Annotated in this window: 2 protein-coding genes; both read right to left on the reverse strand. The window is 65.1% G+C overall.

Annotation, left to right across the window (positions count from 1 at the left end):
* Nucleotides 1–1681 precede the first annotated feature (1681 nt).
* Nucleotides 1682–2011, reverse strand: coding sequence for a tryptophan synthase subunit beta (locus HNP46_RS07050; RefSeq protein WP_184587194.1), 330 nt, complete (start codon nt 2009–2011; stop codon nt 1682–1684).
* 116 nt (nt 2012–2127) lie between these two features.
* A complete protein-coding gene (locus tag HNP46_RS07055) occupies nt 2128–18018 on the reverse strand; it encodes a retention module-containing protein (protein ID WP_184587197.1) in 15891 nt (5296 codons plus the stop codon).
* Nucleotides 18019–18171: the final 153 nt, after the last annotated feature.

Below are 18171 nucleotides of genomic sequence, written 5' to 3' on the forward strand. Positions count from 1 at the left end.
GACGCCGGCCTTGCCGGCGAGTCGCGGATAGAGCTCGCTCCTGCAGGCGCTGCAAGCTGACTGCGGCATTTCCATTCACGTAGGAGCGGCGATATCGTTGCCTGTGGTTCGGTGTTTCTGCGCCGCTTCGGCATGCGCGCGGACTCTGTGTTTCGCCCCCTCGGGCGACCTACTTTGGCAAACGCCCCAAAGTAGGCAAAGGTCTTGCCCCGGACATCCGGTTTTTCGCTTAGGCGAAAAATTCCCTCGTTGAAGCGCAGTTTCAGGGGCCCGCGTCGAAGGGCCATCCCTGGCCCATCGCCGCTCTCGCGACATCCATGTCGCTCAACCCCTGAAACTGCGCTTCAACGAGGCCTCCTGAACGGGGCACTTCGGAGTGTGCGGGTGTTTTTCTGGAAGACTTTTGAGAGCCAGAGCCAGAGCCAGAGCCAGAGCCAGAGCCAGAGCCAGAGCTTGATCGGTGCCGCGTCTTCTTCGTAGGAGCGGACTCCGTCCGCGATCAGAGTTCCAATCCGCATCGATATCCTGCCGGAGCACGAACGTAGGATGGGTGGAGCTTGCGATACCCATGCTGTCCTCGCGCGGGAATCGATGGGTATCGCATGCCCCACGCCGCAAGGTCCAAGCGTTTGCCGGGAGTGCCGGCAGAGTGCGGTTCGCGAGCAAGCTCGCTCCTACAATCGGGCGCTGTACATCGGTGTTACCTGGGAAGAGTGAATTCCGCCGCGAGGGATTTCGCGGACAAGGTCCGCTCCTACGGAAGCACCGCACCATGCCGCACCACAGCGCGTGCCCTTGCTCTTGCCCCTAAGGTCTTCCAGCGAAACATCCGCACGCGCCGAAGTGCCCCTTTCAGGAGGCCGAAGGTGATCGGAGTTTCAGGGGTCGAGCGACATGGATGTCGCGAGAGCGTTGTCGGGCCAGGGATGGCCCGTCAACGCGGGCCCCTGGAACTCCGAGGAACCGAGGGTACTTTTCGCGAAGCGAAAAGCCGGATGGCAGGGGCAAGCCCTTTGGTTACTTTCTGGCGTTTGAGAAAGTAACTCGCCCGAGGGGGCGAAACACGGACTCTACGCACGTGCCGACGCGACGCTGGAACACCAACTACAAGCAAGAGCATAGTGGACAGAGTCCGCCCGCCCGAGGGGGCGAAACACAGAGTCTACGCGCGTGCCGAAGCGACGCTGGAACACCCAACTACAAGCAAGAGCATCGCGGACAAAGTCCGCTCGCCCGGAGGGCGAAACAAGAAGCCGTGCGCACGCCGAAGCGGCGCCGAAACACACAACCCGAGGCGAACACATCGCGGACGAAGTCCGCTCCTACGCAAGCGGATAAATCGGAGCTGATCGGTAGGTGCTGGCCCTGCCGGCGGATCTCTGCTCCTACTGGATCATGCCGCGGCATTCCCACTCGCGTAGGAGCGGACTCCGTCCGCGATCGGCCCGGATCGCGTCGAGGCTACGACGGAGCGCAAACGTAGGATGGCGTGGAGCGCAGCGATACCCATCGAACCCGACGCACTACCAGCATCGATATCGCAAGCTGGCGGAGCGCCGCCCCCCATCCTGCTCGGGCACTGCAGCATGGCGCAGTTCGCGAGCAATAACGATGGCGTCCCCCCTCGCTTCTACAGGGAGTGCCAGCCGGCTGCGGGAATGGGCACCAGGAAAAACGGGGCTCAGATCAGCCCCGTTTCCTCGTCGTCGTTGATCAGCCGGGTCAGCCCGCCCAGGGCTTCCCGTGCCTGGGTCCGGTTGAGCAGCTTGGAGCGTGCCGCCGGCGGCAGGTCGGTGATGCGGATCACGCCCTTGGTGATCAGCACCGAGATCAGGTCTTCCAGTACCCGGATCATGTCCAGGTCGCTCTGCTTGAGCTGCAGCAGGCTGCTCTCGGCGGCCCAGGCCTGGATGTCCGGGTGGTCAGCCGGCAGCTTGCCGGTGGCTCCGTCGAACTCGGCGTCTTCGACGCGCGCGATTTTTCCGTCGGCGTTGCGCTGGATGTACAGCATCGGCCCGTCCCCATTGCTTGTGATGTGAAGGAACGACAGCGGAGCCATCCCGAAGGATGGCCCCGCTGTCGCCGTATCAGAGCCTGACCTGTTGGGTGCCTTGCGGCAACCCTGGGTCAGTGATGCTCAGTCTTGACCACCGGATCGGAGCCCGCCACCAGCTTGTTGACGATTTCCGTGGAGGTCGAGCCGTAGGTGGAGAGATCCACGCCGCTCAGTTTGATGGTGACGTCCGCCGCGCCGCCGTTGTTGATCTGCCCGGTGGTGCTCACCTGCAGGGTCGACGTGGCGGTATCCACCTTCAGGTAGCTGAGGATGTCGTTATGCGCGGTATCGGGCAGCAGGTCGCTGATGTCGATGCGGTCGCCTTCGCCGGCCTTGAAGTCGGTGATGGTGTCGTTGCCGACGTCGCCCGCCTTCCAGATGAACAGGTCGGCACCCGCACCGCCGGTGAGGATGTCGTTGCCCTTGCCGCCGGTGAGCTGGTCGTCGCCGGTGCCGCCGATGAGGATGTCGTTGCCATTCTCGCCGAACAGGAAGTCGTTGCCGCCCTGGCCGTAGAGGATGTCGTTGCCATCGCCACCGTAGAGGTGATCGCTGCCGCCACGGGTATCGCCTTCGACGTTGAACAGCGCGTGGTTGGCCTTGATGTAGTCGTACATCTCGTCGCTGGTGGCGGCGTGACCGTTCTTCAGCTCCAGGAACGCCGACAGAGCGCTGACCCCCGAGCCGGCCGGCATGTCCGACGGTTTCGCAGGGTTGCCGTTGACGCCCCAGGGCAGGTTATCGGTGTTGATGGTGTCACCGAAGATGATGTCGTCGCCCGCGCCACCGTGGATGGTGTCGTTGCCCGAGGGCGCCAGTTCGTTGCTGGTCGAACCGCCATGCAGGGCGGCGGTGAGGTCGCTGGCCTGCTTGACGATGTCCACCTCGCCGGTCGGCGCGTAGGCGGTGGTGGTCTGCTTGAGGTTGTCGATGGTGGCCGACGCGGTGCTGCTGTTGTTGGTGGTATCGGTCAGCACATAGGTCAGGTGGTAGGTGCCTTCGCCCACGGCGCCCGTGGTGTAGGTGCCGTTGGTGGAGGTGGACGACAGGGTCTTGGTTTCGACCGTGCTCCAGGCGCCGTCGACGTACTTCTGCAGGGTGTAGGTGAAGGTATCGCCGCGGCTCATGCTTTCGGCGAAGTCGAAGCTGAAGGTCGACAGGGTGTTCTTGGCGACGGTCAGGTCCGAACTGATGGCGGTGCTGGCGCCATCGGCATGGGTGTCGGTCAGGGTCAGCTTGTTGCCGGAAATGCCGACCGAGCCGGTGGAGCTCTTGCTCAGGGTCCAGCCCGGTAGTGCGCTGTTGTTGTTGAAGGTGAACAGCGTGGTGGTCGACGCCGAGCCCAGGGCCATCGAGGTGTCCAGCCCGGTAACGCTGGTGTTGTCGAAGTGCTTGAGGATGTCCGAGTTGACGTTGGTGCCGATGCCGATGGCACGGACGTCGCTCAGACCGCTCAGGGTGACGAAGGCCTGGGCCGACTCCTTGACGATGCTGGTGCTGGTGCTGGTGCCGTCACCGTAGGACTTCGACTCGGTCGGGTCGCCATCGGTGAGGAACAGCGTCAGGTTGGTGTAGCCCTTGGTCTGGCCGTTGAACCAGCTGACTGCCTGTTCGAATGCCGCCTGGTAATCGGTGCCGCCGGTGGCGGACAGGCCGTTGATGGCGCTGACCAGCTTGTCGATGTTGGCGCTGGTCAGGTCGGAGATGCTGACCTTCAGGCTGGCGGTGCTCTGGAAGCCGATCAGGGCGATGTTGATGATCCCGTCATGGCCCTTGAGCTCGTTGGCCAGGCTGACCAGGGCGTCCTTGACCAGCTTCATCCGCGAGTCGGCGGTGCTGCCGGTCTGGCCGGCAAGGTTGTAGGCCATGCTGCCGGAGGTGTCGACAAGCAGGGCGATGTTGTAGTTGGTGCCGCCCTGGGTCAGCGTCTTGATGCCGCCCACGTCGCCGAGGATGACATCGTCGCCCGAACCGCCGGTGAGGTCGTTGTCGCCGTTTGGCGTGGTGTTGGGGATCTGCACCTGGCCGACGTGGAGGTCGAAGCCATAGGTCGGCGAGGTGTCGACGCCGCCGTTGGCGGTACCGCCGCTGTCCTGCACGGCGAAGCTGAAGTGCGCGTTGGCGCCCGAGGCATCCGGCACGAAGGTCAGCTTGCCGCTGGACACGTCGCTGACGCTGATGGCCTGGCCGGCCTTCACCGCAACGCCGTTGAGCAGCAGGCTGCCGGAGTCCGGCAGGGCCTTGATCAGCACGTTCTGCAGGCTGTGGTTCTGCCCGTTGGCGGAATCCGCGGTGTCGCTGAAGGCGAAGTCCTTGAGGCCGAAGGTGTAGGTCTTGCCGGCATAGAGGCTGGCCGAACCGTCCGCCGACAGCGGGGCGTCGTTCACCGGGTTGACGGTGAAGGTCAGGGTGTTGGACGAGCTGGAGAAGCTGTCGTGGCTGTCCTGCACCGAGAACTTCAGCGTCGCGTAGGCGGAGCCGGCGGCGTTGGCGATCGGGGTGTAGACCAGACTGGCGAGCAGGCTGACGGCGATCACCTGGCCGGCGGTCACCGACTGGCCGTTGAGGGTCAGGCTGCCGGCGGTGGGCAGGTTGTCGATGCGGATCGCCTTGAGCGCATCACCGGCGTCCTTGTCAGCGAAGCCGAAGTCGGCGGCGCTGAAGCTGCGGCTGCCGTCCTCGTTGAGGCTGACGGTCTTGTCGGCGCCGGTGGGGGCGTCGTTCTCGCCGTTGATGGTGATGGTCACGGTGGCCGGGGCGCTGACCGCGCCCTGGACGTCCTTGGCGGTGTAGGTGAAGGTCACCTGGCGCGATTCGCCGGCATTGAGCGAGTCGAACGCGGTGCCCGGGTTGTACACGTAGCTGCCGTTGGCGTTGAAGGTCAGGGTGCCGGCGCTCGGGCCGCAGACCAGGGCGTAGCCGTTGGCATCCACCGCGCTGTCGATATCGGTGGCGGCGGGTACCTGGCCGCTGATCGCAGTGTTCTCGCCGGTGGACTTGCTGTCGCTCTTCGCATCCGGCGCATCGTTGACCGCATTGACGCCAACGGTGACGGTCGCGGTGCTGGTGCCGCCGTGGCCGTCGCTGATGGTGTAGGTGAAGCTGCCGGTGCCGTTGAAGTCCTTGCTCGGCGAGAACACGACGTTGCCGTTTTCCAGCTTGACGCTGCCGTTGACCGCGCCCTGCACGCTGACGATCGACAGGCTATCGCCATCCACGTCGCTGTCATTGCCCAGCAGGGTCTGCGGGGCGATGGTCAGCGGGGTGTCCTCGTTGGTCACCAGTTCACCCACGGTGTGGGTCAGCCCGGTGCCGCCGAGGATGCTGTAGGTGCCGCCCTGCGGACGCATCTCGACCTCCAGCTGCGCCTGGCCGCCCTGATCCCAGTAGATGATCTCGATCTGGTGGTTGCCGCTCTCGGCGACGCTGAACACCGCCGATTCGCGACCGGTCGGGCTCTGGTTGCCGTCGTACTTGAAGACCTCCTTGCCGTCGATGCGGATGACGAAGCCGTCGTCCGCGTTGACGCGGAACTGGTAGCTGCCGGCGTTGAGGTTGACCAGGCCGGTGAGCTGGATGATGGCGTCGGAGGTGTTCGCCGGGTCGACGTTGAGGGTTGCTGCGTCGGTGGTGCCGAGGAACTTCTGCAGGTTGCCGTCGCCGCCCAGGTCACCGCCGCTGAGGTTGTAGTTCAGCGTGCTGGAGGTGAACGTGGCGCTGGGGTTGTGACCATTCATGAAGGTGGTCACCTGGCTCAGGCTGGTCAGGTTGCTGCCGTCCGGACCTTCGTTGTAGCCCCAGTAGTTGCCCTTCAGGCCGCTCAGGGAGAACGAGTCGTTCACCGCCACCGGGTTGTCGTTCACCGGGGTGACGTTGAAGGTCAGCTTGTTGGGCGTGGTGTCGAAGGCGCCGTTGCTGTCCTTCACCGAGAAGGTGAAGTTGGCGTAGTTGTTGCCATTGGCGTTGGCGGCCGGGGCGAACACCAGCTTGCCGAGGTCGGCGGCGTCGATCACCTGGCCGGCGGTCACGGCGCTGCCGTTGAGCTTCAGCGTGCCGTTGGTGGGCAGGCTGTCGATGCGCACGGCGCTCAGGGCGTCGTTGTGGTCGACATCGCTGAAGCCGAAGTCGGCGGCGCTGAAGCTGCGGCTGCTGTCCTCGTCCAGGGTGATGGTCTTGTCGGCGCCGTTGGGGGCGTCGTTGGCGCCGTTGACGGTGATGGTCACGGTGGCCGGGGCGCTGACCGCGCCTTCGGCGTCCTTGGCGGTATAGGTGAAGGTCACCTGGCGGCTCTCGCCCGGAGCGAGGGAGTCGAAGTCGGTGCCCGGGTTGAAGCTGTAGCTGCCGTTGGCGTTGAAGGTGAGCGTGCCGTTGCCGCTGCCCACGCCCTGTACCAGGGCGTAGCCATTGGGATTGACTGTGCTGTCGACGTCGGTTGCCGCTGGCACCTGGCCGTTGAAGGCGCTGTTCTCGCCAGTGGACTTGGCGTCGTTCTTGGCTTCGGGGGCGTCGTTGACCGGGGTGATGTTGAGGCTCACCACCGAGTCGACGGTGCCGCCATGACCGTCGCTGACGGTGATGGTGAAGCTGTCGCTGCCGTTGTAGTCCTTGGCCGGGGTGTAGGTGTAGTCACCGGTGGCGGGGTTGAGCGTGACGGTGCCGTGGGCGGGCGTGCTGCCGGCCTTCAGGGCGTAGCTCAGGGTGTCGCCGTCGACGTCGCTGGCGATGATCTTGCCGGTGACCGCGGTGTCTTCGGCGGTGGTCTTGGACTGGTTGCTGGTGGTCGGTGCGTCGTTGACCGGAGTGATGGTGAGGCTCACCACCGAGTCGACGGTGCCGCCATGGCCGTCGCTGACGGTGATGGTGAAGCTGTCGCTGCCGTTGTAGTCCTTGGCCGGGGTGTAGGTGTAGTCGCCGGTGGCCGGGTTGAGTACCAGGGTGCCGTGGGCGGGCGCGCCGTTGGCTTTCACCGCGTAGCTCAGGGTGTCGCCGTCGACATCGCTGGCGACGATCTTGCCGGTGAGCGGGGTGTCCTCGGCGGTGGTCTTGGCCTGGTCGCTGGTGGTCGGCGCGTCGTTGACCGGGGTGACGGTGATGTTCACCACCGAGTCGACGGTGCCGCCGTGGCCATCGCTGACACGGACGGTGAAGCTGTCTGCGCCGTTGTAGTCTTTCGCCGGCGTATAGGTGTACTCGCCGGTAGTCGGGTTGACCGTGACCGTGCCATGGCTCGGCGCGGAGCCGGTCTTCAGGGCGTAGCTCAGGGTGTCGCCGTCGACGTCGCTGGCGACGATCTTGCCGGTGAGAGGGGTGTCTTCGGCGGTGGTCTTGGCCTGGTCGCTGGTAGTCGGTGCATCGTTGACCGGGGTGATGGTGAGGCTCACCACCGAGTCGACGGTGCCGCCATGACCGTCGCTGACGGTGATGGTGAAGCTGTCGCTGCCGTTGTAGTCCTTGGCCGGGGTGTAGGTGTAGTCGCCGGTGGCCGTATTGAGCACCAGGGTGCCGTGGCTGACGCCGGTTTTCACCGCGTAGCTCAGGGTATCGCCATCGACATCGCTGGCGACGATCTTGCCGGTGAGTGGGGTGTCCTCGGCGGTGGTCTTGGCCTGGTCGCTGGTGGTCGGCGCGTCGTTGACCGGGGTGACGGTGATGTTCACCACCGAGTCGACGGTGCCGCCGTGACCATCGCTGACACGGACGGTGAAGCTGTCTGCGCCGTTGTAATCCTTGGCCGGGGTGTAGGTGTACTCGCCGGTGGTGGTGTTGAGCGCGACGGTGCCGTGGGCGGGCGTGCTGCCGGCCTTCAGGACGTAGCTCAGGGTGTCGCCGTCGACGTCGCTGGCGATGATCTTGCCGGTGAGCGGGGTGTCTTCCGCGGTGGTCTTGGCCTGGTCGCTGGTAGTCGGTGCATCGTTGACCGGGGTGATGGTGAGGCTCACCACCGAGTCGACGGTGCCGCCATGACCGTCGCTGACGGTGATGGTGAAGCTGTCGCTGCCGTTGTAGTCCTTGGCCGGGGTGTAGGTGTAGTCGCCGGTGGCCGTATTGAGCACCAGGGTGCCGTGGCTGACGCCGGTTTTCACCGCATAACTCAGGGTGTCGCCGTCGACATCGCTGGCGACGATCTTGCCGGTGAGCGGGGTGTCCTCGGCGGTGGTCTTGGCCTGGTCGCTGGTGGTCGGGGCGTCGTTGACCGGGGTAATGGTGATGTTCACCACCGAGTCGACGGTGCCGCCGTGACCATCGCTGACACGGACGGTGAAGCTGTCTGCGCCGTTGTAATCCTTGGCCGGGGTGTAGGTGTACTCGCCGGTAGTCGGGTTGACCGTGACTGAGCCATGGCTCGGCGCGGAGCCGGTCTTCAGGGCGTAGCTCAGGGTATCGCCGTCGACGTCGCTGGCGATGATCTTGCCGGTGAGCGGGGTGTCTTCCGCGGTGGTCTTGGCCTGGTTGCTGGTGGTCGGTGCGTCGTTCACCGGGGTGATGGTGAGGTTGACCACCTGGTCGACCACGCCGCCGTGGCCGTCGTTGACGGTGACGGTGAAGCTGTCGCCGCCGTTGTAGTCCTTGCTCGGCGTGTAGGTGTAGCTGCCATCGGCGTTGAGCACGATGGTGCCCTGGGTCGGCGCGGTCTTGAGCACGTAGGTGAGGCTGTCGCCATCGACGTCGGTGGCGCTGACGCGGCTGACCAGCGGGGTGTCTTCGGCGGTGGTGGTGTTCTTCGCCGGGTCGAACACCGGTGCGTCGTTCACCGGGGCGATGCCGACGGTGACGATCTGCTCGACGCTGCCGCCATGGCCGTCGCTGACCACCACGGTGAAGCTGTCGCTGCCGTTGTAGTCCTTGGCCGGGGTGTAGGTGTAGCTGCCGTCGCTGCCGAAGGTCACCGAGCCATGGGCCGGGCCGCTGCCGTTCTTCACGGCGTAGCCGAGGCTGTCGCCGTCGACGTCGCTGGCGTGGATCTGGCCGCTGACCGGGGTGTCCTCCTTGGTTTCCAGGTGCTGGGTGCCGGTGACGGTCGGCGCGTCGTTCACCGGGTAGACGGTGACGTTGAGGTCGAGGCTGTTGGTCGCCGAGTCGCTGTTGCTCTGTTCGGTCGCGGTGGCGCTGACTTCCAGCTTGATGGTGCCGTTGAAGTTCTCCGGCGGCGTCAGGGTCAGGGTGTCGAGGTTCCAGCCCTTGAGGTCGACGCTGTCGTGGGTGGCATCGGCAGTGAATTTGTTGGTGCCGTCGCTCAGGGTCGCACCAACGGGGATCTTGCCGATGGAGACGGAGAGGGTTTCCGAGCCGTCCTTGTCCACCAGCGAGGCCTTGATGTGCGACAGGTTGATCGCGCTGTCCTCGTTGCCCTCGTTGAGGCCGAACACCTTGTAGTGGCTCTGGCCGGAGTTGCCGGTCAGGTCGGACAGGCGCTCGCCGCCGGTGGTCAGCTCGCTGGTGTTGTGGAACACCTGGGCGCTGCCAGTGCCCAGCACCTGCGCGGCGCTGCCGTTGTCGGAGATGCTCAGGGTGTAGTTGCCCGGGCCGCTCTGGTTGTGCTGGTAGAGGGCGATCGGGTAGTAGCCGCTCTCGGTCGGCGTGTAGGTGCCGCTGAACTTGCCGCTGCTGCCGCCCCAGGTGGCTTCGGCGACGGTGCTGCCGCCGATCACCAGGCGCACGCTGTCGTCACCCGCGCCGGTGAAGGTGTAGGTATGCCCGGCTTCGAGGAAGATCAGGCCGCTGACCTTGGTCGCGGTACCGGCGGTGACGTCGGTGTTGCGCACGCTGTCGGTGGAGCCGTGGGTGGTCGGGGTGCCGGCTGCGTCGATCTTCTGCTGCAGGGTGGCAGGCGCTGCGCCATTGCCGCCGGTGCCCAGGTCCAGGCCGGTCCAGGTGTCCACGGTCAGGCCGGTGGCTTTCGGGTGGCTGGTGCTGCCGTCCAGGCTCAGGTTCGGCTTGTCCGCCACCGCCTCGATGCTCACCGCCACGGTGGAGGTGGCGGTGCCGCCCTTGCCGTCGCTGATGGTGTAGGTGATGGTGTCGGAGCCGCTGAAGTTTTCCTTCGGCGAGTAGGTGAGGGTGCCGTCCTGGTTGATCACCACGGTGCCATTGGTAGCGCTGGCGCCGGTGACGAGCAGGTGGTCGCCTTCGGCATCGGTATCGTTGCCCAGCACGTCGATGGTCACCGGCGTGTCTTCGCTGGTGTGCGCGGTGTCGGTGTTGGCCACCGGATCATCGTTGGTGCCGTTGACGGTGATGGTGATGGTCTGCGGATCGCTCAGCGCGCCGCTGTTGTCCTTCGCCTGGTAGGTGAAGGTGACGTTCTCCGACTGGCCGGTGGCCAGGTGGTCGAAGGCGGTACCCGGATTGAAGGTGTAGCTGCCATCGCTGTTGAACACGAGGCTGCCCTTGCCCTGGGCGACATCGGTGGCCAGCTGGTAGCCCACCACGCTGCCGTCGACGTCGGTGGCCACCGGGACCTGGCCGTGCAGGACAGTGTTCTCTCCGGTGCTCTGGTTGTCGGCGTAGGCGACCGGCTTGTCATTGGTGCCGGTGACGGTGATGGTGATGGTCTGCGGATCGCTCAGCGCGCCGTTGTTGTCCTTCGCCTGGTAGGTGAAGGTCACGCTCTCGCTCTGGCCGACGTTCAGGTGGTCGAACGCGCTGCCCGGATTGAAGCTGTAGCTGCCATCGGCATTGAAGGTCAGCGTGCCTTTGCCCTGGGCGATGCCGCTCGCCAACTGGTAGCTGGCGATGGTGCCGTCCACGTCAATGGCGACCGGCACCTGGCTCTGCAGCACGGTGTTCTCGCCGGTGGTCTTGCTGTCGGCGAAGGCGACCGGTGCGTCGTTGGTGCCATTGATGGTGACGGTGACCGTGGTGCTGGTGCCGTCGGCGGCCTTCACGGTGAAGGTGTCGGTGAGCTGGTCACCGACGTTCAGCTCGTTGTAGGCCGAGTTGGCGACATAGCTCCAGCTGCCGTTGGCGGTGATGCTGAACGTGCCGTGATCGCCGGCGGTGTTGGTCTGCGCCTGGAATATGGCGGGGCTGTCGACGTCGTTGACGATCAGCTGGCCGCCGATGGTGACCGGAGCATTGGTTTCATTGGCGCTGCCAGTGGTCTGGCCGCTGATCACTGCGGCGTCGTTGGTGCCGGTCACGGTGATGGTGATGGTCTGCGGATCGCTCAGTGCGCCGTTGTTGTCCTTCGCCTGGTAGGTGAAGGTGACGTCCTGGGTCTGGCCCTGCGCCAGGTAATCAAAGGCCGTGCCCGGATTGAAGACGTAGCTGCCATCGGCATTGAAGGTCAGCGTGCCTTTGCCGCCGCCGATGCCGGTGGCCAACTGGTAGCTGGCGATGGTGCCGTCCACATCGGTGGCGGCCGGCACCTGGCCCAGGAGAATGGTGTTCTCTTCGGTGGTCTGGCTGTCGGCCGAGGCGACCGGAGCATCGTTGGTGCCGTTGATGGTCACGGTGACGCTGGTGGTGGTGCCGTCAGCGGCCTTCACGGTGAAGCTGTCGGTGAGCTGGTCACCGACATTCAGCTCGTTGTAGGCCGAGTTGGCGACGTAGCTCCAGCTGCCATCGGCGCCAATGCTGAACTTGCCGTAGCTGCCGGCGGTGTCGGTCTGGGTCTGGAAGCTGGCCGGGCTGTCGACGTCAGTGATGTTCAGCTTGCCGTCAATAGTGACCGGGGCGTTGGTTTCATTGGCGCTGCCGCTGCTCTGGCCTGTGATCACCGCGGCATCGTTGCTGCCGGTAACGGTGATGGTGATGGTCTGCGGATCGCTCAGGGCGCCGCTGTTGTCCTTCGCCTGGTAGGTGAAGGTCACGGTTTCGGACTGGCCGACATTCAGGTGATCGAACGCAGTACCCGGATTGAAGCTGTAGCTGCCATCGGCATTGAAGGTCAGCGTGCCTTTGCCTTGGGCCACGTCGGTCGTCAGCTGGTAGCTGGCGACGGTGCCGTCGACGTCAGTGCCGGACGGAACCTGGGCGTTGAGCACGCCGTTCTCGTCGGTGGTCTGGGCGTCGGCGAAGGCTACCGGCTTGTCGTTGGTGCCGTTGATGGTCACGGTAACGGTGGTGCTGGTGCCATCGGCTGCCTGCACGGTGAAGCTGTCGGTGAGCTTGTCGCCGACGTTCAGCTCGTTGTAGGCGGAGTTGGCGACATAGCTCCAGCTGCCATCGGCGCCAATGCTGAACTTGCCGTAGTTGCCAGCGGTGTCGGTCTGGGCCTGGAAGCTGGCCGGGCTGTCGACATCGGTGATGTTCAGCTTGCCATCGATGGTAACCGGGGCATTGGTTTCGTCGGTGGCACCGGAACTCTGGCCGGTGATCACCGCCGCGTCGTTGGTACCGGTCACGGTGATGGTGATGGTCTGCGGGTCGCTCAGTGCGCCGTTGTTGTCCTTCGCCTGGTAGGTGAAGGTCACGGTCTCGCTCTGGCCGACGTTCAGGTGATCGAACGCAGTACCCGGATTGAAGCTGTAGCTGCCATCGGCATTGAAGGTCAGCGTGCCTTTGCCCTGAGCGACGTCGGTGGCCAGTTGGTAGCTGGCAACGGTGCCGTCCACGTCGGTGCCGGCCGGAACCTGGGCGTTGAGCACGCCGTTTTCGTCGGTGGTCTGGGTATCGGCAAAGGCGACCGGTGCGTCGTTGGTGCCGTTGATGGTCACGGTGACGGTGGTCGTGGTGCCGTCGGCTGCCTGCACGGTGAAGCTGTCGATGAGCTTGTCGCCGACGTTCAGCTCGTTGTAGGCGGAGTTGGCGACGAAGGTCCAGGTGCCGTCGCTGGTGATGCTGAACTTGCCGTAGTTGCCGGCGGTGTCGGTCTGGGCCTGGAAGCTGGCCGGGCTGTCGACGTCGGTGATGTTCAGCTTGCCATCGATGGTAACCGGGGCATTGGTTTCGTCGGTGGCACCGGAGCTCTGGCCGGTGATCACCGCCGCGTCGTTGGTACCGGTCACGGTGATGGTGATGGTCTGCGGGTCGCTCAGTGCGCCGTTGTTGTCCTTCGCCTGGTAGGTGAAGGTCACGGTCTCGCTCTGGCCGACGTTCAGGTGATCGAACGCGGTACCCGGATTGAAGCTGTAGCTGCCATCGGCGTTGAAGGTCAGCGTGCCTTTGCCCTGGGCGACGTCGGTGGCCAGTTGGTAGCCGACCACGGTGCCGTCCACGTCGGTGGCAGTCGGAACCTGGGCGTTGAGGACGCCATTCTCGTCGGTGGTCTGGGTGTCGGCGAAGGCCACCGGCTTGTCGTTGGTGCCGGTGACGGTGATGGTCAGCGTCTTGCTGTCGGTCGCGCCGTACTCGTCGGTGACGATGTACTTGACCTGCAGGGTCTGGACCTGGCCCTCGGCCAGGGACTGGTAGGCCGAGTTGTTGCCGTCGAAGGTCCAGCTGCCATCGGTCTTCAGGGTGAAGCCGGCCGGCGGGGTGCCGTCGACGCTGAAGCTGAGCTTGGCGCCGTCGTCGATGTCGGTGGCGGTGAACTGGCCCTTGCTGACCTGGTCTTCGGTGGCGGCGACCGGGGTGGCGGCATTGGCGACCGGCGCATCGTTGGTGCCGGTGACGGTGATCACCAGCAGGCTGGAGGACTTGGCGCCATGCTCGTCGGTGACGGTGAAGGGCACGCTGATGACCTGCACCGCCCCTTGTTTGAGGTGCTGGTAGGCGGCGTCGCCGGCGTTGAAGCTCCACTGGCCGTCGCTGCCGACGGTCAGGCCGGCCGGCAGCTTGCCGGTGCTGAAGGTCAGCTGGGCGCCGTTATCGACGTCGATGGCCTTGAGGGTACCGTTGATCTGCGCATCTTCCTTCACGCTGTTGAGCAGCGAGGGGATGGCGATCGGCGTGTCGTTGGTGCCGGTGACGGTGATGGTCAGGGTGTTGGTATCGGTAGCACCGTGCTCGTCGGTCACGGTGTAGTCGACCTTCAGCTCCTTGGTCTCGCCGGCGGCGAGGCTCTGGTAGGCCGGATCGAGGCCGTTGAACACCCAGGTGCCGTTCTTGGCCAGGACGAAGCCGGCCGGCGCCTTGTCGTTGAGGCTGAAGCTGAGCTTGGCGCCATCGTCGACGTCGCTGGCGGTGAGCTTGCCGTAGCTGATCTTGTCTTCGCTGGCGTTGGTGCTGATGGCGTCGGCCACCGGCGCGTCGTTGGTACCGGTGATGGTGATGGTCAGGGTGCTGGAGCTGAACCCGCCGTGCTCGTCGGTAACGGTGAACGGCACGTTGATGACCTGGGTCGCACCGGCTTTGAGGTGCTGGTACTCACTGACGCCGGCATCGAAGCTCCACTTGCCGTCGGCATCGACGCTGAAGCCGGCCGGGGCGGTCTTGTCCAGGCTGTAGGTGAGCTTGGCGCCGTCGTCGGCGTCGGTGGCGGCGAGCTGGCCGTTGATCTGGCTGTCTTCCTTCACCGCCTCGCTGGTGGCGCTGGCGACCGGCGCGTCGTTGCTGCCGGTGACGGTGATGGTGATGGTCTGCGGGTCGCTCAGCGCGCCGTCGTTGTCCTTCGCCTGGTAGGTGAAGGTGACGGTTTCGCTCTTGCCGACTGCCAGGTGATCGAAGGCGCTGCCCGGATTGAAGCTGTAGCTGCCATCGGCATTGAAGGTCAGCGTGCCTTTGCCCTGGGCGACGTCGGTGGTCAGCTGGTAGCCGACTACGCTGCCGTCCACGTCGGTGGCAGTCGGTACCTGGGCGTTGAGGACGCCATTCTCGTCGGTGGTCTGGCTGTCGGCGAAGGCCACCGGCTTGTCATTGCTGCCAGTCACCGTGATGGTGATGGTCTGCGGGTCGCTGAGGGTGCCGCTGTTGTCCTTCGCCTGGTAGGTGAAGGTCACGGTCTCGCTCTGGCCCACGTTCAGGTGATCGAACGCGTTGCCCGGGTTGAAGCTGTAGCTGCCATCGGCGTTGAAGGTCAGCGTGCCTTTGCCCTGGGCCACATCGGTCGTCAGCTGGTAGCTGGCAACGGTGCCGTCCACGTCAGTGCCGGCCGGAACCTGGGCGTTGAGCACGCCGTTCTCGTCGGTGGTCTGGGTGTCAGCGAAGGCTACCGGCTTGTCGTTGGTGCCGTTGATAGTCACGGTGACCGTGGTGCTGGTGCCGTCGGCAGCCTGCACGGTGAAGCTGTCGGTGAGCTTGTCGCCGACGTTCAGCTCGTTGTAGGCGGAGTTGGCAACGTAGCTCCAGGTGCCATCGGCGGCGATGCTGAACTTGCCGTAGCTGCCGGCGGTGTCGGTCTGCGCCTGGAAGCTGGCCGGGCTGTCGACATCGGTGATGTTCAGCTTGCCGTCGATAGTGACCGGGGCGTTGGTTTCATTGGCGCTGCCGCTGCTCTGGCCGGTGATCACCGCGGCGTCATTGCTGCCAGTGACGGTGATGGTGATGGTCTGCGGATCGCTCAGCGCACCGTTGTTGTCCTTCGCCTGGTAGGTGAAGGTCACGGTCTCGCTCTGGCCAACGTTCAGATGATCGAACGCGTTGCCCGGGTTGAAGCTGTAGCTGCCATCGGCGTTGAAGGTCAGGGTGCCTTTGCCCTGGGCCACGTCGGTCGTCAGCTGGTAGCCGACGACGGTGCCGTCCACATCGGTGGCAGTCGGTACCTGGGCGTTGAGGACGCCGTTCTCGTCGGTAGTCTGGGTGTCGGCGAAGGCGACCGGCGCATCGTTGGTGCCGTTGATGGTCACGGTGACCGTGGTCGTGGTGCCGTCGGCAGCCTGTACGGTGAAGCTGTCGATGAGCTTGTCGCCGACGTTCAGCTCGTTGTAGGCCGAGTTGGCGACGAAGGTCCAGGTGCCGTCGCTGGTGATGCTGAACTTGCCGTAGCTGCCGGCGGTGTCGGTCTGGGCCTGGAAGCTGGCCGGGCTGTCGACATCGGTGATGTTCAGCTTGCCGTCGATAGTGACCGGGGCGTTGGTTTCATTGGCGCTGCCACTGCTCTGGCCGGTGATCACCGCAGCGTCGTTGCTGCCAGTCACCGTGATGGTGATGGTCTGCGGAGCGCTCAGCGCACCGTTGTTGTCCTTCGCCTGGTAGGTGAAGGTCACGGTCTCGCTCTGGCCTACGTTCAGATGGTCGAACGCAGTGCCCGGATTGAAGCTGTAGCTGCCATCGGCGTTGAAGGTCAGGGTGCCTTTGCCCTGGGCCACATCGGTCGTCAGCTGGTAGCCGACGACGGTGCCGTCCACATCGGTGGCAGTCGGTACCTGGGCATTGAGGACGCCGTTTTCGTCGGTGGTCTGGGCGTCAGCGAAGGCCACCGGCGCATCGTTGGTGCCGGTGACGGTGATGGTGATGGTCTGCGGGTCGCTCAGCGCGCCATTGTTGTCCTTCGCCTGATAGGTGAAGGTGACGTCGCGGGTTTCGCCCTGGGCCAGGCTGTCGAAGTCCTTGCCCGGATTGAACACATAGCTGCCGTCGGCATTGAAGGTCAGCGAGCCGTTGCCGTTGCCCAGGTTGCTGGTGAGCTGATAGCCGACCACCGTGCCGTCGACGTCGGTCGCGGTCGGAACCTGCCCCTGCAGAACGGTGTTCTCTTCGGTGCTGGCGGAACCGGGGAGGGCCACCGGAGCGTCGTTGGTGCCGGTCAGGGTGATGGTCAGGGTCGCCGTGCTGGTGGCGCCGTGCTCGTCGGTGACGGTGTAGGGGACCTGCACCACCTGGGTTTCGCCTTCGGCCAGGTGCTGGTAGGCCGGGTCCTTCGCATCCAGGCTCCAACTGCCGTCCGGCTTGAGGGTGAAGCCGGCGGGCGGATTGCCGTTGGTGGAGAAGCTCAGGCTGCTGCCGGTGTCGCGGTCGGTGGCGACCAGTTGGCCGCCGATCACGCTGTCTTCGTTGCCGCTGGCCTGGCCATCCTGGGCCACCGGCGTGTCGTTGGCACCCTGGATGTTGATGGTGATGACGCGGGTATCGGTGGCGCCCGACGGGTCGGTGACGGTGACGGTGAAGCTTTCGCTGGGGTTCTGGCCCAGGGGCAGGGCGTTCACCGCGTTGGCGTCGACCACGTAGGTGTAGCTGCCGTCCGGGTTGACCGTCAGCGAACCGTAGGCGCCCTTGGCGCTGCCGCTCCAGATCAGGTTGGTGTCGTCGACGTCGGTGGCGCTCAGCTGGCCCTTGATGTCGGCGAAGCTGTCGTTGGCGGCGGTGTCGACCACGTTGCCGGTGTAGGTGCCCGAAGCGACCGGTGCGTCGTTCACCGGGGTGATGCCCAGGTTGACGGTCAGGGTGCTGGAGGCGCCGCGGCTGTCGGTGACGATCACGGTGAAGCTGTCGGCGCCGTTGTAGTCGCCGTTGGGCTGGTACTGCCAGGTGCCATTGGGGTTGAGCACCAGCTGGCCGTTGCTCGGGCCCTGGCCGACGCTGTAGCTGATGGTGTCGCCGTTCGGATCGCGGGCGGCGAAGGCGCCATTGAGCAGGGTGTCCTCGGGCGTGGTGAGGTTCAGTTCGCCATTGCTGCCTTCGGTGAATTCCGGGGCCAGGTTCGGCGGCAGTTCGCCCTGCCGTTCGTCGGATGCGTCGCGCCCGTTGTTCGGGCCGGCAGTGTCATAGCCGATGTTCGGGTCGACCCGGCCGGCGGTCTCGTTGAGCATCACGAAGCTGTGGCTGCCACCGGCCGCACCGGAGCCGCCCGCCGACGCGCCGGCGCTCGGGCCCGCCGCGGTGGGGGCCAGGGCCTGGGTCGGGTCGAGACCGGCGGCGATCGCCTTCTGCAGCTCCTCGGCGCTCGGCGCCTGGACCTCGGCCTGCTGCGCGCGGGCGTGCTCGGCCTGCGGCAGGTCGGCGGCGCTCCACTGGCTGTCGCGGCCCAGGTCGACCAGTTTGCCGTTGCCCACATCCAGGGTCACCGCGCCCGCGGCGCCGGTGAGCAGCTGGTCGCCCTGATAGATGCGATCACCTTCCACCAGGACGCGCTGAACGCCCTCGGCGGATACCGCAATCACTTGGCCGATGATGCTTTTTACGACCGCGACGACGCTGCTCATGCATTTCTCCTGGTGAGGCTTGCCTGGTTGCCGACCGGCCGCATGATGGTCGGCTCAGGTGGCATTCCCTTGTCTGTGAGAGCAAAAAATTTGGCGTCAAACTCTTGGCTTATCGCGATTCGAAATTACGTATATGCCAATGTATTGACCATT

This window comes from Pseudomonas nitroreducens, from assembly GCF_014204515.1.
Taxonomy (GTDB): Bacteria; Pseudomonadota; Gammaproteobacteria; order Pseudomonadales; family Pseudomonadaceae; genus Pseudomonas; species Pseudomonas nitritireducens_A.